The sequence below is a fragment of the Winslowiella sp. 2C04 genome (assembly GCF_050037805.1).
GTDB classification, from domain to species: domain Bacteria; phylum Pseudomonadota; class Gammaproteobacteria; order Enterobacterales; family Enterobacteriaceae; genus Erwinia; species Erwinia toletana_A.
In genome coordinates this window covers 834,509-853,015 of the sequence record NZ_CP188300.1, presented here as the reverse complement: position 1 = coordinate 853,015, position 18,507 = coordinate 834,509, and the positions used below count along the sequence as shown (strand labels likewise).

The window sequence follows — 18,507 nt, the reverse complement described above, 5'->3', positions numbered from 1 at the left end:
TGGCTTTCTACATCATATTCAGTCGCTGCTGCAAACCACTGCGCCGCTGGGTACGCGCTCTTACCGCCTTGCCCCATACGCTATTATCGACATATAACGTCAACCGATCGCGCGCGCGGGTAATGGCGGTATACACCAGCTCACGCGTCAGTACCGGCAAAAAGTGATTCGGTAACACCAGCGCAGTATGCTCAAACTCCGAACCCTGCGATTTATGCACCGTCATGGCAAACGCGGTATCGTGCGGCGGTAAACGGCTTGGCTGCACCGCTTTAATTGTGCCATCCGGCAGCGGGAAAAAGACTTTTAACTCGCCCTCGTCATCACGCATCGCGATGCCAATATCACCGTTAAACAGCCCCAGCGCACGATCGTTGCGGGCAATCATCACCGGTCGCCCGGCATACCATTTACCACTGGCGGCTGGCGGGCGCTGTATCAGCCCCTTCTGCTGTAACGCCAGTTCGATACGCTCATTTAATCCTACTACGCCAAATGGTCCTTCACGCAGCGCACACAGCAGCTGATAACGGGCAAAAGCATCCATAACCTGCTGTGGCGCTGCCTGTTGTGCCACCATTTGCAGATAAGGGCGATAGCCCGCCACGCAGTCGTTTAACAACTGCTGATACTCGTCGGGGGTTGCCAGTGGATGCCGTGCAATATCGCTGAATCCTGCGCTGAATACTGATTCGGCAGCCGATACGTCACCGGCATTAACCGCCAGCGCCAGTTGGCCGATTCCCGAACCGGCGTCGAAGCGATAACTCTTGCGCAGCAGGCAGATATTGTCACGTACCGGAGAAACCGTTTCATCGTCATGACCGGGTAGCGTACATCCGGTCAACTGGGTTAACTGCCGGGCGCGAGCAACGCTGTATCCGGCCTCAGCACAGCGACAGATATCGCCCAGCACCGCTCCCGCCTCGACCGAGGCCAGCTGATCGCGATCGCCGAGAAAAATGACCCGCGCCTGTTGTGGTAGTGCCGCGATCAGATTCGCCATCATCGGCAAATCGACCATCGATGCCTCATCCACCACCAGCACATCCAGATGCAGGGGATTTCCGGCGTGATAGCGCATTCGCTGACTGTTCGGCTGTGCGCCCAGCAAACGGTGCAGAGTGGTCGCTTCGGCGGGGAACTTCTGCTTATCCTCACTGCTGAGCGGCAGCCCATTCAGTGCTTTACCCAGTGACTCCGTCAGCCTGGCCGCCGCTTTACCGGTCGGTGCCGCTAGCTGAATCCTTAATGCGCCCGGCGTCAGGCGAATCAACGCCGCCAGTAATTTTGCCACCGTGGTGGTCTTACCGGTGCCTGGCCCGCCGGAAATCACCGAAATCTTACGGGTTATCGCTACTGCCGCGGCGATTTTTTGCCAGTCATCCGGCTGCTGACCAAAAAGCTGATCGAGTATTTCACGCAGCAGCTCCGCATCAGGAGGTTCAATTGCCGGGTCGGCGGCAAAAAACTCCGCCACCTTGCCTTCGCCCTGCCACATGCGGTTGAGATAAAGCCGCTGCTGGTGCAATACCAGCGGTGTAGCCAGTGAGCCATCACTTACTGCCTCACTGTTGAGTAATAATGTTTGCCACTCTTCCGGCGCACCCGCGGCCTGCCACAGGGAGGCCGCAAATTCAGGATGACGCCCGCCAAACAGCGCCGATGGGGTAAGCTGTGACAGCGGCAGACAAACATGGCCTTCTCCCGCTTCAGCACTAAGCCATGCAGCAGCAAGCATTAAAGCAGGTTGCGACTCATCCGCCAGCATATGAGCAAATTGCACATCAAGCGCCCGCAGCAGGTGCTTTTCACCAGCCTGGCGCAGCAGCTCGCTTAACTCTGACATGTCGCCTCCTGAATGGAACCGGCAAACAAGTTATCCAGCGCATCGACAAACTCCACCGAGGGACGAGTGTGGAATACGCCGTTGTCGCTGGCGCTGCCATCAACACCGCGTAAAAACAGATACAGCACGCCGCCAAAGTGGCGCTGATAATCATAATCAGCCAGTCGGTGGCGCAGATAACGATGCAGCGCCAGGGTATACAGCTGGTATTGCAGATCGTAGCGATGGGAAATCATTGCCTGCTCCATCGCCTGCGGGGTATAGGCAGCACTCTCCTCCCCCAGCCAGTTGGATTTGTAATCCAGCAGATAGTATTTTCCCTGCCAGCAGAAGACTAAGTCGATAAAACCTTTCAGCATGCCGCGCACCTGATGAAAAGCCAGTGGGGGTGCCTGTGCTGACAGTGGATCATGCTGGCGTATCAATTGATCCAGCGCAGGCGCGGTCAGCATGGCATCAATCGGCAGGTAAAACTGCAGCTCAACCTGCTTCTGTTGCGGTGCAAGCTGATTCAGGCTGACGCCGCTGTCATCCAGCGGTGTCGCCATAATACGTGTCATCCACTGTTGCAGCATCGGCAGCCATATCTCGTCATAACCCGCCTGCTGCAACTGCTGCTGCAACCACCCGGTTTCAACCGGCTGAGTAAAATCGATATTCTCAAACAGTCCGTGAAGAAATGTTCCCGGCGAAGCGCCGCGCGGAAAGCTATGCGGAGTAAGTGTTGGCTCACTGACCTCACCCGCCTCGCCGGCGGCATCAACGTCAAAACGCGGCAGCAGATCCAGCGTCATCGCCGGACCGTGCTGTTGCAGACCGGAATAACTGGTAACACGCCACTCGTCACGCAGCGATCGGTTGATAACCTCGCTGCTTAACGGCTGGTTGTCCTGCATTTCAGGCAGCCAGGGCGATTCATCGGTTACCGCTTCGGTCGTCAGCGCAATTGCCTGACTGGTAGTCTGTTGCAGGATAGCCAGCAGCTGTTCGCTGTCCGCTTCCTCACCGCGCTGCAGCAAAAAGCCGAGAGCGCTTTTATGCAGATCGCTGCTGCCCTCTTTCTTACGATTTCCTTTTACCAGCGGCGCAATACCGATGCTGCAATGCCATACCGAACGCGTCAGCGCCACGTATAACAAACGTAAATCCTCCGCCAGTCGCTCCTGCTCAGCCAGTTGCTGACTCTCTTCATCACCGTTTAAATCCAGCAGCGCCTGAAAAGTTTGACGATCGTGATAAATTCCCTGCTCCGCTTCGCGAAAATTGGCGACAAACGGCAGCCATACCAGCGAATACTGCAAACCTTTTGACTTGTGAATAGTGACAATTTGCACCAGATGGCGGTCGCTTTCGAGGCGCAACTGCTGGTTCGCCGCCTGACTGTTCGGTTGTGCAATCTGCTGCGACAGCCAGCGCACCAGCGCGTGTTCGCTGTCGAGCTGTGATGCGGCTTCCTGCAACAGTTCGCCGAGATGCAGCAGGTCGGTCAACCGACGTTCGCCACTCTCAGACACCAGCAGATTTTCGGCAATATGGCGCGACACCATCAGCTCGCGCAGCATGGGTAGCACGCCACGTTTCAGCCACAGCTGACGGTAACCATCAAACTCATCCACCAGCTGGTTCCAGGCGCGCTCATCCTGACTCAGCCCCTCCAGTGTTGGCGCATCCAGCCCCATAATGCTGGTCGCCAGCGCACTGCGCACTGCTCGCTCCTGTTCCGGTGCCAGCACCGCCTGCAACAGCAACAGCAGCTCACGCGCTTCCGGCGTGGTAAACACACTGTCGCGATTGGAGAGATACACCGAAGGAATATTTAGCGCATTCAGCGCCTCACGCATCACTGCTGCTTCGCCGTAGCTGCGCACCAGAATCGTAATATCGGAGGCCTGCACCGGACGCATCTTGTCGCCTTTGCCGATCAGCGCTTGCTGTTGCTGACCCGACGACAGCCAGTGACGAATCTCAGCGGCGCACTGGCGCGCCATAAATTGCTGATATTCACTGACGCCGACGCCGCTGCCCGGCTGAAGCCAGAAGCGCAGCGCCGGTTGTTCTGCACCATCAAGAGTAAAGCGCAGTTCACTGTTTGCCGTCGCCGCCTGCACCGGTAGAAACGGGATTTCCTGAAATAAAAATGGATTATCGAGACGCGAAAACAGCTGGTTGACGCTGTCCACCATAGTTGGTGATGAGCGCCAGTTAGTGTCCAGCGTATAGTGCGCGCTCACTTCTGCGCGCGCTTTCATGTAGGTAAAGATGTCCGCACCACGAAAGGCGTAGATCGCCTGTTTCGGGTCGCCAATCAGTAACAGCGCACTCTCCGGCTGGCCGACATACAGGGTGCGGAAAATACGGTACTGCTGCGGATCGGTATCCTGGAATTCATCAATGAGTGCCACCGGATAACGGCCACGAATCGCCTGTGCCAGCAATGGGCCAGCGGGTTGCTGTAATGCTTCGTCAAACCGGCTGAGTAAATCATCAAATCCGAGCTGGGCGCGCAGCCGTTTCTCTTTGCGGGTGGCAAAGCGGATCTCATGCAGAGCGCGGGCAATAACCAGATCGCGTAACGACAGCGGTTCGGCAAGAAATAGTTCAATAGCCTCAAACAGGCGATGGCGCGGTGCCACACCTTTTTTTGTTTTCTCCTCCAGCGTGCTCTGGGCAAAGCGCTCCAGATCTTTTGGCACACTGTAGGTTTGCGTCTCTTCCTGCGCCCACTGGCCGATTTTTTCCAGCCAGTTCGGTAAATGCTTACTGCTATAGCTGCGTTTATCCACTCCGGAATCGCTGATTAGCGCGTGCAGTTCACCGGCCGCCGCCAGCCATTGCGCTTTCAACTGGTCGATACGGGCAATCAGCTTTTGATGACGCTCAGTCAGGGTTTCATCTGCCGCTGGCGGATATTTCAGCGCCGGGGACTCTCCCTGAAGCCAGGGAGAGAGCGTTGACAGCAACGCATCGGGCCCGCTCCACTGCTCAGCCACCACCTGCGCAATCGCCAGCGGCAAGGGGTAGCAGTGGCGTCGCCAGAAATCTGCCGTCGCCTGCTTGCGCAACGCATGCTCATCTTCGATTAGCTGCTGTTCAAACAGCATTCCGGACTCAAACGCATTGAGGTTAAGCATGCGCTGGCAGAAACCGTGGATGGTAAAAATTGCCGCTTCATCCATTTGCCGCTCGGCGGCCAGCAGCATCGCAGCAGCCTGCGACAGATCGTCGATTTGGCTAAGTAGCTGCGCCAGCATCGGATTCTGACTGACGCCTCGCACGCAGGCGATACGCAATTCATGAATATTATGACGGATACGGCCACGCAGCTCGGCGGTGGCCGCTTCGGTAAAGGTTACCACCAGAATCTCTTCCACCGACAGCGGACGTGGATAAGCGGCACTCTGCCCTAATCCCAGCAACAGCCGCAGATAGAGCAGGCCGATGGTAAAGGTTTTACCGGTTCCCGCAGAGGCTTCAATCAGCCGCTCGCCAGTCAGTGGCAGGGTTAGCGGATCGAGCCGCTGCGGAATCGGATCACTCATTTCTTCTCACTTTTTACCGGCAGAGTTTGTTGCAAACTGGAGACATTTTGCCAGGTTTTGAAGCCTTCGGCTTGCGCATAATCGGCTTTGCCATGCTGCGCGCCGGAGATCTGCGACATCAGCACCATACCCTGCTGCTGCATTACCGCCTTATGGAAAAAGTCCGCCAGGCTTTCAGGCGTCAGCAGTTTGATCTGTTCGATGACTTTTTCACGAGTATCAAAGCTGTGATTTTCCCGACTGAAATCTTTAGTAAAGCGACCAGCTTCTTCATCCAGCGTTTGCGGACGCTGTTTCAGCTCATTAATCATCGCCAGCTGATACTGGGCAAAGTCTTCTTTACTCATCTCACGCAGGCGCTTCTCAGCGGTTGGATAAAACGCCTGATAACGCTGTAACAGATAGGCCGGTTGCTTACTGTTGCTTTGCAGCAGGAAGCCGATACCCCACTGACGACCAACCGGCATCTGGAAGGCAAACACCGCGTAGCCAAGCTGCTCTTCGGTGCGCAGCTGATTGTAGAACCACGGCTGGACAATCTGGCTTAACATTGCGCTATAGGCCGCGCTCTGATACTCCCCATACCCCAGCGGAATATAGACCGCCGCCAGCGCCGAGTCGCTGCTACTGCCCTGTTTTTCGATATTAGCCAGCGTCTGCTGATCAATAACAACATAGTTGCTCTGCCAACGGCTTTCGCCACTGCACTTCAGCTGGCTGCGAATATCACGCGCCAGCGTAGTAACAGCATCTGGCGTCATATTGCCGACCACCAGCATTTCCGGCGTGGCATTTTCCAGCAACTGTTTACGGTAATCGAGTAACTCTTTAATGCTGATTGATTTCAGTAGCTCACGGCGTTCGCTGCGCTCGGTGTAAGGCAGCTGCGACAACATCTGCACCGGCTGAATCGCCTGCTCAAACGCTTTGCCTTTTTCCGCCGCATCCAGTCGCTCGGCATACCATGACTTTGCCTGCTCCAGCTGATCGCCGGTTGGAGTAAAGCTACTGTAGCCTTCCAGCAGCGTAGTCATCAGTTTTGGTAAGCGCTGGGTAAAGCCGCTGGCATTGAAAATCACACCATCATCTTCGCTGGTGGAAAAACTGATTCCGCCCACCGAGGCTTGTGAACTGAGCTCATCCAGCGCCACACCAGCGAGATAATCGTTCAGTGCAAACAGCACCTGATTACGCGCGCTGTTAACCGAATCTTTATTACGCAGTGCCAGGGTAATATTGGCTTTTGGTTCATCGGCATAGAACTGGCTCGGCATATAGAACACGCGTAGTCCCGGCTCGTTCAGCAGCTTCTGCGGATGGGTATAGCTCTTGTTGTCAGACGGAATCAGCGTGAAATCATCCGGAATATACGGATTCAGTACCGGCATCGATAATTCGATGGCCGCGCCACGTTTTTGCCAGTCAGCAAAACGCTGCGGAGTGATTTTATCCACCTGATAAGGCGCATCGACAAAGTAAGCGGTTTTATTGTGCGGCTCATTCGGGCTGATATACCAGATACGTGCATTTTCCGGCGTCATTCCCTCAAGACGACTTTTAATCGCCAGCGGATCGTATTGATCGGCGATATAAGGCGCATCCAGCGTATGTTCTACCGGTACACGCAGCATGGTATCGACCAGCCATTCGATATAGTCCATATCGCGGGTGATGGATGGATAGCGGAAATCGAGATCCAGCACGTGCGACACTTCATCGAAGTAGCGTTTATCAATACCTTGATTGCGCAGCATGTTGAGATAGCTGAATACTGCTGCCACCACTTCATCGCGATTCGCCAGGCCTTTATCCGTCAGAGAGATCGAGATAGCAAACAGGCCGCCATTACGATCGATCACTGAATCAGCACCGGCATTAATTGAATCAGCCAGGCCCTTTTTCTGCAGCCAGTCTGACAAAGTATTTTTGCTGCGGTTGCCGATCAGATAGCCAATCAAGGTATCGGTTTTACTGCGGAATTTGTCGCTGTTGTTATCGATACGGAATTCAATTTTCAGCTGCTTGCGCGGCTGTGCGGGCACGTAATGAATCACGATACCCTTCTGCTCATCTGTCACTGCCGGCACGGTAATTTCAGGCACTTTCGCCTGGTGATTCGGTACCCGGCCAAAGGTCTCAGCGGCGATTTTCGCCATCTCCGGCAGCGATTTATTGCTGTAAATCACCGCTTTCATCAGGTTGGCAGAGTAGTATCTCTGGTAGAAATCGGTCAGCGCCTGATGCAACTTACTGTCAGGTTTGTCGCTCAGGGTTTCCAGATTGCCACCCGAGAAGCGAGCGCTCGGATGTTGAGGATTAAGAGTTTCCGCTCCAACCTGTGCCATACGCAGTCCGTCGCGTGAACGCGCCATGGTCAGTTCAGCATTCACCGCATTGCGCTCGCGATCGGCATTAACCGGGTCAAGCAGCGGCTCAGCAATCGCATCTGCCAGACGGTCGGCAGCGGGCTGCAAAGCATCATTTTCCACTTCAAGGTAGAATGCAGTGCGATAAGACGCGGTGCTGGCATTGTGGCTGCCGCCATGCTTCTTCAGGAATTCAGCCAGGTTATCAGGTTGCGGATAGCGTTTAGAACCCATCAGCACCATATGTTCGAGGTAGTGCGCCAGCCCAAGCTGATTGTCCGGATCGTCCAGCGAACCAATTGGCAACGCCACTGACGTCAGCGATTTAGGTGCCAGTTTGTCCGATACCAGTAGTACCGTCATGCCATTATCCAGTTTAATTGCCTGGTACTGGCGCGGATCTTTTTCGCTTTTACGAATAGTTTCAGCCATCGGCTGCCAGCCCTCTGCCGCCTGTGAAAACTGGCTCCAGAAGGTAAAGCAAATAAACAGACTAGTAATCCAGACAACGTGCTTACGCATTCAAACCCCTCAACAATGGCGCCTGCTTGCGCAGACGCTTACTCAAATTTTTCTCACGTCCGCTGTGAACGCCGCGAAATATGTCCTGAAAATCGTTATAAAGTAACACTACAGCATCATCAGCCTGTTGTCTCACCGTTTGCCGTTCAGCATCGGTTATAGCGCAGCAGCGGCAGCAGCCACTGCTCAGCCTGATAACAAATTTGTCGGACGCGATCCTCGTCCAGCGTGCGGAAAAGACGCTGTAAGTAAGGATCGCTGCCCTCGCCCTCAAGCTGATAATTTCCCTGCCAGGCCTGCAACAGCTTGACGCGCGCTTTCGCCTGGCTGGCATCATCCAGCAGCAAACTGTCACTCTTCTCGTCATAACTGGATGTCAGCCAGGCGCCACCGGTTTTTGCCAGCAGCAGCAGCGGAACCGACATTCCCTGCCGGTAACCTTCGACAAAGCGCGCCAGCCATTCAGCTGCAGCATCAGGTTCAAGAGCATCAAATGCCCACTGGCTCTCTTTACGCCCGAACATTCGGCTGCGACCGGTACCGCCCATCATGCAGTAGACCAGGTGTTCCAGCCATAAGGCCAGCGCATCGTTAAAATTCAGTATTCCCGGACGCCAGCGCAATAAGCCATCTTGCTGAACCTGTGGCAGCCAGCCGCTCAGACGCACCTCGCCAACTTGCAGGTTAATTTCCCAGCTCTCACTGCTGCTACGCTGCTCACGAACTTGTTCAGCCAGTAACGCCATTTCATCGAACTGCCCCTGCCAGAACAGCTCGCCAAAAGCACCATAGGGCAAATCGCCTGCCGCACGATGATAAGCAAACAGCCTGTCGGTATCTTTACCGTCGATTAGTGCGTTCAGTAACTGTGCATTGATCTGATAACGCCCAAGGCTGTCCAGCTCAAATGGCTCGGAGTCCGGCAACTCGGTTTCGTCCAGCGTGAAGCTCACGCCCAGACGCATACTGAAGAAAGCACGCACCGGATGACGCCAGAAACGCACCAGCTGCTCAAAATTCAGCTCACTCAACGGCTGTCTCTCCAGCGGCTGCATAAATACGGGATGTGGCTCTCCGCGTGCGGCGGCGGCAGGCAGCCATTCAGCGGCAAAGCTGCGAAACTCGGCATCTTCACTGAAATTTTCCGCAGCAAACGGCATTCGGCTGTGCAGATGATGTAAATGCGCCAACACTCGCTGAGCGCTACTGTCCACATCCAGCGCCTCATCACCCGGCAAGCAGAAACTTTGCGCAATGTAATCCACTAATTCACTGACCAGCACCGACGGATAACGTTCCGTATTATCCTGAATTGATCGGCCAATATAGCTAATGTAAAGCTGTTTTTGTGCGGAGAGTAATGCTTCCAGAAACAGGTAGCGATCGTCATCACGGCGGCTGCGGTCGCCCTTCTGCGGTTTCTGGCTCATTAAATCAAAGCCCAGCGGTGGCAACGTGCGTGGATAGACTCCGTCGTTCATTCCCAGCAGACAGACCACTTTAAACGGGATCGAACGCATCGGCATCAGGGTACAGAAGTTAATTGGCCCGGCAAGGAAGCGCTGGCTGATACGCTGCTGATCGAGGCGAGAGGATAGCTCATCGCGCAGCAGCGTCAGCGGCACCGCCTGTTGATATTCCGCCTGAATGCCATAGCTAATCGCCTGCTGCCACTGCTCTTCAATCAATGCCAGCGCCGCTTCGGTCAGGGCATCGGCGACAAAAAAGTCGCTTAACAGCTCGCGGCACAGCGGCAGCCAGTGTTCCAGCGCGCGCGGCTGTGACAAGCGCTGCCGCCATTGATTGAGCTGCATCAGCAGTTCGGCCAGGTTACCTGCAAGTTCGGCGATCAGCCCGCTGGATTCGTCATACGGCAAAATCCCCTGCCAGTCGCCGGATTCGCTCTCCATCGCGTACCCCAGCAGCATGCGGGTAATGCCGAAACGCCAGGTATGCTGGCCGGTGGCCGGTAGCGCCAGTTCGCGCACGTTATCATCGTCCAGCCCCCAGCGAATACCTGATTCACCGACCCACTGTCGCAAACGCCGTAAGCCGGTTTCATCAATATTAAACCGCGCCGCCAGCGCCGGAACCTCCAGCAGCGCCAGCACTTCTTCGCTGGCAAAACGGCTGTCTGGCAGGCTGAGCAAGCTGAGAAAGGCCTGCAATGCCGGATGCGCCTGGCTGGCGCGGCGGTCAGAAATAGCAAAGGGCAGATAGCGGTCAGGTGGCGCATTGCCAAATACCGCCTGGATAAACGGCGTACAGGCATCGATATCTGCCACCATCACGATAATGTCACGCGGTGACAGGTCGGGATCGTCGGCCATCATCGCCAGTAAACGATCCTGCAAAACCTCAACTTCACGCTGTGGGCTATGACAGACATGCAGCGAAATTGAGCGGTCATCCGGCTCCAGCCGCCGCTTCTGTGCGCTGTTTGCCAGTTCATCGGCGGTTAAGCCAATCACCGCATTATCTTCCAACTCCAGCAGATCATGTTGCATGGTGTGCAGCAGACTGTCTGACGCAACCTCGACAAAAGCATCGATTTCACGCGACTCCATTTGCGCCAGCAAAAACAGATTGTCACGCCCCAGTTTCCCCCAGGATGCCAGCAACGGATTACTCAGCTGCTGCTCACCTGCGGCATCAAACAGCGAGGCGGCATTATCCGGATCGCGAAACAACGCGCTTTCACGCTGCTGCTGGAAATGGCGGCGGCGGCGACTTTGCAGCTTCGCCAGGAAGGCGTAGTCCTGAATATCTCCCCAGTACTGGCGGCAAGGGTTGGTGAACAGCAGGTGGATATCAATATGTTTACCCAACGCCTGCAATGCTTGCAGATAAACCGGCGGTAACGCGGAAATGCCGCAGATAAATACCCGATCGGGTAAGCCAGCCGGACGCTCGCTGGCCTTCTCAAGCTGAGTGATAAAGCGCGAATAGAGGTTTGCACGGTGCCATTCCGGATGACCAAGCTGGCGGGTATATTCAACCAGCGCCGCCCACAGCGGCGCTTGCCACTGCTGTGCCTCACCGATGCCATCAACCAATTCACCTTTTTCCCAGCGGTTCAGCCAGTCAGATCGATAAACCAGATACTGGTCAAACAGGTCGGCGACCCGTGCCGCCAGCTGAAACAGCTTACGCTTATCCTCGTCATCAGTGAGGTAGTGACTGAGCGCCGCGAATTCCGGACGCGTCAGCATTTCCGGCAACAGCGTCATCAGTTTCCAGCTCATGCTGGCTTTATTAAAGGCACTCTCTTTAGGAATATCCGGCAAGACGCGGACAAACATATCCCAGATAAAGCTGGCTGGCAGCGGGAATTCGATATTGGCGGCGATGCCGAACTGCTCGGCCAGCGACATCTGTAACCATTGCGCCATTCCCGGGCTTTGCACCAGCACCACTTCCGACTGAAAAGGATCGCGTAACGGTTGATTCTCAATATGATAAGCCGCCAGTGATTTCAGTAAATCTAACTGGTTAGAGTGGTAAACCGTAAACATTGTTGCTCCTGTTCAATCTTGCTGATGCGCAGCGACCGCGCCGACACTGTAACCCGTATACAGCCTGATGCAAACGCAGCTAAGCGCATTTTAACTGGCGACTTCTGTACTGATATCGCCCTCAGGGTTCACAGCGCAGCGTGGTCAGCCGGGCTTCGCGCCCCAGTGAGCCGCGCGCTTGTGCCGTCAGTAACACACATCCCTCAGGCCCGCTTTGCTGCTGTAGCTCTGTCTGCCAGCCGTCAGCCGCCTGCCCCTCGATGCGCTGAGCAGCATAACGCCACGCCTGTCGCTGTTGCCACTGTAAGGCGAATCCCTGTGTCAGCACACGTTGATACTGTAGCAATGCGGTTAAACTCAGGCTAAACAGCAGCAGCGCGAACAGGACCTCCGCCAGGCTAAAACCACGTTGCCGCTCAGAGCGCATTGGGGATGCAGCCTGTCGCATTGCTCAGCGGGCAGAAATCAATCCAGCCGTGAGCTAACCGGCGCACCTGTCGCCCGCCGTCTGGCGCATCCTCAACCCATTGCCAGTGGACAATCGGTTGATGGTTGCTGGTAAGCAGCTGGCCGCGCAGCAGGCCACGCTGCGGATGAAGTCGATTAAAACAGGCATGCCACATCTGCTGTAATTCACTCTGGCAGTGCCAGCCGTCACTGACGGGCCATGACAACTGGCTTCCCCACGCCAGTGCCGCCTGCGCGGCATAAAATTCAATGATGTGCTGGCGTTCATCCGCCACCAGCGACAGTGAAGCCGCAAGCTGCTGACGGGTAGCGTTCAGCAGCGCAGTACCTAACAGTAGTATCATCACGACCATGGTTAACGCCCCACTTCCCTGTTGCTGCCTCATAGATTGATTCCGTCTATCCACTGCTCCAGTACCACGGTGCGCGCAGGAAAAACCTGCGCATAACCGCTTATTTTCAGCCTGATGGTGCGGTTATTGCGCAGCGCCTGAAATTGGCTGACGGTAACAAAGCGCGGATCGTTAAGGCGCTCCCAGCCGGAGCTGTCACAGCTGGTGACGCCACGCTGCATCTCGATACTGTCGTTACGCCAGCGATAGCCGTAAAATTCGCTGTCCGCGTGGGTACTCTCCTCCCACCGTCCGTTGCTGTTTTCATCCCATTTAATCAGTAAACATTGCCCGTTAGCGGCAATTTGCAGCCCGTCTCCGCTGCACTGCCCATTGCAGTAACCGGCGCGGCGCACCGCTTTCTCCAGCGTCATCATCATCTGCTGTAACTCCTCTTCCAGACGCAATTGCGCCAGCAGCTGCAAATTCTGCCCGTGTAACTGCGGTAACAGCCGGACTGCTCCCAGCATTAATACGCCGCAGATCGCCATGGCGATCAGCATTTCAGTCAGGCTGAATCCGGCATTTTTCACTGGCAGTTCTCCTGCTCTTCCGGTTTGCAAAGGCGAATACGCGCCCTGGCAGAGACAATTATTCGCCACTGACCAGCAGCATTAGCGAATTCAATATTGCCCGCCCGCGCCACATTACGCCGGCCGTAAAACCCCATATCCTGAGTGATATTTATCAGCCGCACATCGTCATGGGGTGCAATCAGTTGATTACGTCGCCCCGGCTGGCATTGGTCAGCCGGCATCACCCCACTTCCCAGGCACCAACGGGCGCCGGGCTTAAGCCACAGCACCTGATCGGCATTGTGCCAGTTGGCCCAGGCGCGCAACTGATGGAGAAAGTGCTGAATCTGCTGGGCGGTTTCAGCCAGCCGCTGCTGCTGCTGCCAGCGCAGCCAGCCAGAAAAAGCGCTGGCGCTAAGAACGCCAACAATCACCAGCACGATCAGCAGTTCAGGTAAGGTGTAACCTTGAGCATGTTGAGTTTTCATGACGGCTACTATTGCTGAGTAGCGAACAACAGGCGAGAGACAAAGATGCAGTGATCGGCATGTCTCGCAAAAAACTTTTTAACCTTGCAGTAGGCGGCAGTTTTTTGCGTACAGCCTTCAGAATTTATTGGGGATAACGTGGGAATTAATAAGGTGCGGTGGTCAACAGGATGACCACCGCAGGTTGCCAGATTAGATCGCGACTGGCGCTTTAATTGGCGGGTGAGGATCGTAGCCCTCAATGTCGAAATCTTCAAAGCGATAATCAAATAGCGACGCAGGTTTGCGCTTAATTACCAGCTTCGGCATCGGACGCGGCTCACGCGATAGCTGCAGGTCAGTCTGTTCCAGATGATTGCTGTACAGATGGGTGTCGCCACCGGTCCAGACAAAATCACCCACTTCCAGATCACACTGCTGCGCCATCATATGCACCAGCAACGCATAGCTGGCGATATTAAACGGCAGGCCCAGGAACACGTCGCAGGAACGCTGGTAAAGCTGACAGGAGAGCTTGCCATCTGCCACGTAGAACTGGAAGAAGGCGTGACAAGGTGCCAGTGCCATTTGATCCAGCTCGCCCACATTCCACGACGAAACAATAATACGCCGTGAATCCGGGTCCTGTTTCAGCTGTTCCAGCACCTTGCTGATTTGGTCAATCTGGCGACCATCAGCCGCGCCCCAGCTACGCCATTGCTTACCGTACACCGGCCCTAAATCACCGTTTTCATCCGCCCACTCATCCCAGATCGATACTTTGTTCTCTTTCAGATAAGCGGTATTGGTGTCCCCCTGCAAAAACCATAACAGCTCATGAATAATCGAGCGCAAATGGCAACGCTTGGTGGTCACCAGCGGAAAGCCTTCCTGCAGGTTGAAACGCATCTGATGGCCAAAAATCGACAGCGTGCCGGTGCCGGTGCGATCGTTTTTCGCTGTGCCCTCAGCGAGCACTTTCTGCATTAAATCCAGATACTGTTTCATTTTTCCTCACGAAATTTGTTGCTGCGGGCGACGACGATACGCCCAAATCATCATGATCACGCCGGCCAGAACCATCGGAATCGACAAAATTTGTCCCATGCTGATGACGTTATCAAACAGGCCGAGCTGAGCATCCGGCTGGCGGAAGAACTCGATAAAACTGCGGAATGCGCCATAACCGATCAGGAACAGGCCTGAGACCGCGCCCATCGGACGTGGCTTACGAATAAACAGGTTGAGAATGATAAACAGCACCACCCCTTCCAGCAGCAGTTCGTACACCTGCGAAGGATGACGCGGCAGCACACCGTAAGTTGCCAGTAGCGATTGCCATTCAGGATGGCTGGCGACCAGCGCCACATCTTCGCCACGAGAACCAGGAAACAGCATCGCCCATGGCAGATCAGGTGCCACACGGCCCCACAGTTCGCCATTAATAAAGTTGCCCAGGCGACCCGCACCGAGACCAAACGGGATCAGCGGAGCAATAAAATCAGCCACCTGGAAGAAGTTACGTTTGGTGCGGCGGGCAAACCAGATCATCACGCAGATCACGCCAATCAGGCCGCCGTGGAACGACATACCGCCATCCCAGACTTTAAACAGATACAGCGGGTTATCGAGGAACAGCGGCATGTTGTAGAACAATACATAGCCGATGCGGCCGCCAAGGAACACGCCGAGGAAACCAGCATACAGCAGGTTTTCCACTTCCTCTTTTTTCCAGCCGCTGCCTGGTTTGTTGGCACGGCGCACCGCCAGCCACATTGCAAAAACAAAGCCGACCAGGTACATCAGGCCGTACCAGTGTAGGGAAACCGGCCCGATGGAAAAAATCACCGGATCGAATTGCGGGAAAGCCAGGTAGCCGTTATTCATCTGTCACCATAAAATTTTCTGCCCTGAATGGCGGGTTGACTCTGATTTGAGGCTGCGAATCATAGCACAGCCCTAAATTGAGCGATCCCGATAACTGTAATTTAATACAACCGCCGTTAACGGCCACCGCGAATTAAACCGCCTAATCCACGCTGCTCCATAAACGCGGACACCCGCTGGCGTACTTCTCCGGCGGTTTGTGCCTGCAGGCACTCGGAGGCCAGTCTTTGCGCTTCTTCGCGGTCGATATGCCGCAGCAGATATTTAACCCGCGCCACATTGCGGCCGTTCATGCTGAGATGATGATAACCGAGGCCGATAAGCAGCATTACGCACATTGGATCACCGGCCATTTCACCACACAAACAGAGTTGAACGCCGGCACGCTCAGCCTGCTGAGCAATATTCTGTAAAGCATGCAGCATCGCCGGATGCAGGCTGTCGTAGAGGCTGGCAACCCGGGTATTATTGCGATCGACCGCCAACAGATACTGAGTCAGATCGTTAGTGCCCACCGAGACAAAATCAACCCGTGACGACAAATGCGGGATCATATACAGCATGGATGGCACTTCGATCATAATGCCGATGCGCGGTTGTGGGATTGGATATCCCAGCATCTCTTCGACCTCACGACCGGCACGCTCAATTAGCCGTTTAGCATCATCGATCTCATCAATGCTGGTGATCATCGGTAACAAAATGCTCAGGTTGCCGGTTGCCACATTGGCACGCAGCATCGCGCGCACCTGGATCAGGAAGATTTCCGGCTGATCGAGCGTCAGGCGAATACCGCGCCAGCCAAGACAGGGATTCTCTTCACTGATCGGCATATAAGGCAGCTGTTTGTCAGCACCGATATCCAGCGTGCGCAGCGTCACCGGCTTATTGAGAAACAGTTGCAGCATGCCCTGATACTGGGCCACCTGCTCTTCTTCTGACGGAAAGCCGCTGTGCAGCATAAACGGAATTTCGGTGCGATAGAGGCCAACGCCGTCCACCCAGCTACCCAGTGCCTGCTCATGCTCCGCGCTCAGACCGGCATTCAGCATCACCTGAACCCGCTCTCCGCTCTTTAATTCACCCTGCTGTTCAACCAGGTCCTCAGCCGTTTTGCTGAGCGCATTCTCTTCGCTGATCAGCCGCTGATACTCCTGCACCAGCACCGGCTCAGGATCGATCAGCAGCTCACCGCGATAGCCATCAACGATCAATAAACGCTTGTTCAGCTGTTCAGGCTGAATATCAGCGCCCATCACCGTCGGAATGCCCATCGCGCGCACCAGAATCGCGGCATGGGAATTGGCTGCGCCATCGCGCACCACGACGCCTGCCAGGCGATCCTGCGGCAGCTCCGCCAGTGTCGTCGCGGTCAGTTCATCAGCCACCAGCACAAAGCGCTCTGGCCAGGCATTGGTGCCTTGCAGGCTGTCGTCCAGGTGAAACAGCAGCCGCTGCCCCAGCACCCGCAGATCGCCGGCGCGCTCGCGCAGATAGTTGTCCTGCAAGCTGGCGAACTGCGCGGCAAATTTCTCAATCACGGTTTTGACCGCCCACTCAGCCACCGAGCCGCGATCAATTTCAGCAAACAGATCGTTTTTCAGTCGGGCGTCGGTCAACAGATGCGAGTAGAGATCGAAGATCGCCGCGCTCTCTTTCTGCGCGCTGGCGGTGAAGCGTTTGCTGAACCGACGGAATTCACTCGCGGCTTCGCTCATTGCCAATAGCAGGCGCTCGCGCTCGCGGTGGGTATCCAGCGTTGAGGCGGCAGAAACCTGATCGAGTGACGGCTGAGTGACATCTACCCATCCCGGTGCTACCGCCACGCCGGGTGCGGCCGCCAGCGCTTTAATGCGCGTCTGGCGAAACTGTCCAAACAGCTGATGCAGCTGCGATTGTGACAGGATAGCAGCCATCTGAGTGGCAAGGGTAACCAGGAAGGATTCTTCGCTCTCGTCGAATTGACGATGCTCACGCTGCTGGACCACCAGCACGCCGAGTAACTGGCGACGCGTGATAATAGGCACGCCGAGGAAGGAGCGAAAACGCTCCTCTTTAACCGCGGGCACATATTTAAAGCTGGGATGTTTTTGCGCATCGGCGAGGTTAATCGGCTCAGCCAGACGCCCGACTAAGCCGACGATACCTTCATCAAATGCAAGGGCGACCGTACGCCCGCGCGGCTTTTTTAGCCCGCGCGTCGCCATCAGGTAGTAGCAGCGACGATCGTGGTCAGCGAGATAAACCGAGCAGACCTCAGTGTCCATCGCAAAACAAATCTCGTTGACCAGAATCTCAAGAGATTCACTTAATCGCGGCGCCCCCGCTACTTTCTCAACAATATCGCGCAACTGAGTGAGCATAATCTGCCTGGATTAACCTCTTTTACGTCGATAAGCAGGCGCATTGCGCTGCACAGAACTCTCCTGCAACGGCATTACCACACCAGAAAACTCTTTCATCACGCGGCGGTAGACGTCGCGTTTAAAAGAGACCACCTGGCGCACCGGATACCAAAAACTCACCCAGCGCCAGCCATCGAACTCAGGCGTGCTGCTGGTTTGCATATTGATATCCGCGTCATTACACATCAACTGCAGAAGAAACCACTTTTGTTTCTGGCCGATACAAACCGGCTTTGTGTCCCAACGCACCAAACGTTTTGGCAACTTATAACGTAACCAGTTACGGGTAGAAGCAAGAATACGGACGTCTTTCCGGTGTAAACCAACTTCTTCGAAAAGTTCGCGGTACATCGCCTGTTCCGCAGTTTCACCAGGATTGATCCCTCCCTGTGGAAACTGCCAGGAGTGTTGTCCATAACGTCTGGCCCACAACACTTGTCCCTGCTTGTTACAGATTACGATACCAACATTCGGGCGGTAGCCATCATCATCGATCACCGGACTACCTCAAACTAAAACTCGGATGTTCTGATTGTTTCATACTCCTTACAGACGGTAAACCACTGGTTGCGGTGCCGAACA

Annotated in this window: 12 protein-coding genes; all 12 read right to left on the bottom strand. The window is 55.2% G+C overall.

Annotation, left to right across the window (positions count from 1 at the left end):
* Positions 1-7 precede the first annotated feature (7 nt).
* Positions 8-1,849, bottom strand: coding sequence for an exodeoxyribonuclease V subunit alpha (gene recD / locus ACP3TC_RS03620; protein ID WP_426817538.1), 1,842 nt, complete (start codon positions 1,847-1,849; stop codon positions 8-10).
* The gene (gene recB, locus ACP3TC_RS03615; protein ID WP_426817537.1) at positions 1,837-5,388 is read right to left on the bottom strand and encodes an exodeoxyribonuclease V subunit beta; all 3,552 of its coding nucleotides are present in this window, start codon (positions 5,386-5,388) and stop codon (positions 1,837-1,839) included. The genes recD and recB overlap by 13 nt, the downstream gene beginning before the upstream one ends.
* A complete protein-coding gene (gene ptrA / locus ACP3TC_RS03610) occupies positions 5,385-8,276 on the bottom strand; it encodes a pitrilysin (RefSeq protein WP_426817536.1) in 2,892 nt (963 codons plus the stop codon). The genes recB and ptrA overlap by 4 nt, the downstream gene beginning before the upstream one ends.
* A gap of 146 nt (positions 8,277-8,422) precedes the next feature.
* Positions 8,423-11,791 (bottom strand): exodeoxyribonuclease V subunit gamma, encoded by a 3,369-nt coding sequence (recC, locus tag ACP3TC_RS03605; RefSeq protein WP_426817535.1) that lies wholly within the window; start codon positions 11,789-11,791, stop codon positions 8,423-8,425.
* A gap of 121 nt (positions 11,792-11,912) precedes the next feature.
* A complete protein-coding gene (locus ACP3TC_RS03600) occupies positions 11,913-12,218 on the bottom strand; it encodes a prepilin-type N-terminal cleavage/methylation domain-containing protein (RefSeq protein WP_313853504.1) in 306 nt (101 codons plus the stop codon).
* Positions 12,208-12,645 carry a DUF2509 family protein gene (locus ACP3TC_RS03595; protein ID WP_313853505.1) on the bottom strand — a complete coding sequence of 146 codons (438 nt, stop codon included), beginning with the start codon at positions 12,643-12,645 and terminating at the stop codon, positions 12,208-12,210. Before ACP3TC_RS03595 ends, ACP3TC_RS03600 begins: the two co-directional genes overlap by 11 nt.
* Entirely contained in the window at positions 12,642-13,190 is a 549-nt protein-coding gene (locus ACP3TC_RS03590; RefSeq protein WP_426818232.1) for a prepilin peptidase-dependent protein, read from the bottom strand. The genes ACP3TC_RS03595 and ACP3TC_RS03590 overlap by 4 nt, the downstream gene beginning before the upstream one ends.
* Entirely contained in the window at positions 13,181-13,654 is a 474-nt protein-coding gene (locus tag ACP3TC_RS03585) for a prepilin peptidase-dependent protein (protein WP_426817534.1), read from the bottom strand. Before ACP3TC_RS03585 ends, ACP3TC_RS03590 begins: the two co-directional genes overlap by 10 nt.
* A 192-nt stretch (positions 13,655-13,846) precedes the next feature.
* Positions 13,847-14,641: a thymidylate synthase gene (gene thyA, locus ACP3TC_RS03580; protein WP_313853507.1), complete on the bottom strand. Its 795-nt coding sequence runs from the start codon at positions 14,639-14,641 to the stop codon at positions 13,847-13,849.
* 6 nt (positions 14,642-14,647) lie between these two features.
* Positions 14,648-15,520, bottom strand: coding sequence for a prolipoprotein diacylglyceryl transferase (gene lgt, locus ACP3TC_RS03575; protein ID WP_313853508.1), 873 nt, complete (start codon positions 15,518-15,520; stop codon positions 14,648-14,650).
* A 116-nt stretch (positions 15,521-15,636) separates the two neighbouring features.
* Positions 15,637-17,883, bottom strand: coding sequence for a phosphoenolpyruvate--protein phosphotransferase (gene ptsP, locus ACP3TC_RS03570; RefSeq protein ID WP_426817533.1), 2,247 nt, complete (start codon positions 17,881-17,883; stop codon positions 15,637-15,639).
* A gap of 12 nt (positions 17,884-17,895) precedes the next feature.
* The gene (rppH, locus tag ACP3TC_RS03565) at positions 17,896-18,423 is read right to left on the bottom strand and encodes an RNA pyrophosphohydrolase (RefSeq protein ID WP_017803569.1); all 528 of its coding nucleotides are present in this window, start codon (positions 18,421-18,423) and stop codon (positions 17,896-17,898) included.
* Positions 18,424-18,507 lie beyond the last annotated feature (84 nt).

Excerpts from the sequence above, each read along its gene's own strand:
- thyA (WP_313853507.1), bottom strand. The coding sequence starts at position 14,641 with ATGAAACAGTATCTGGATTTAATGCAGAAAGTGCTCGCTGAGGGCACA.
- ptsP (WP_426817533.1), bottom strand. The coding sequence starts at position 17,883 with ATGCTCACTCAGTTGCGCGATATTGTTGAGAAAGTAGCGGGGGCGCCG.
- recB (WP_426817537.1), bottom strand. The coding sequence starts at position 5,388 with ATGAGTGATCCGATTCCGCAGCGGCTCGATCCGCTAACCCTGCCACTG.
- ACP3TC_RS03585 (WP_426817534.1), bottom strand. The coding sequence starts at position 13,654 with ATGAAAACTCAACATGCTCAAGGTTACACCTTACCTGAACTGCTGATC.
- ACP3TC_RS03600 (WP_313853504.1), bottom strand. The coding sequence starts at position 12,218 with ATGCGCTCTGAGCGGCAACGTGGTTTTAGCCTGGCGGAGGTCCTGTTC.
- lgt (WP_313853508.1), bottom strand. The coding sequence starts at position 15,520 with ATGAATAACGGCTACCTGGCTTTCCCGCAATTCGATCCGGTGATTTTT.
- recD (WP_426817538.1), bottom strand. The coding sequence starts at position 1,849 with ATGTCAGAGTTAAGCGAGCTGCTGCGCCAGGCTGGTGAAAAGCACCTG.
- recC (WP_426817535.1), bottom strand. The coding sequence starts at position 11,791 with ATGTTTACGGTTTACCACTCTAACCAGTTAGATTTACTGAAATCACTG.
- ptrA (WP_426817536.1), bottom strand. The coding sequence starts at position 8,276 with ATGCGTAAGCACGTTGTCTGGATTACTAGTCTGTTTATTTGCTTTACC.
- ACP3TC_RS03595 (WP_313853505.1), bottom strand. The coding sequence starts at position 12,645 with ATGAGGCAGCAACAGGGAAGTGGGGCGTTAACCATGGTCGTGATGATA.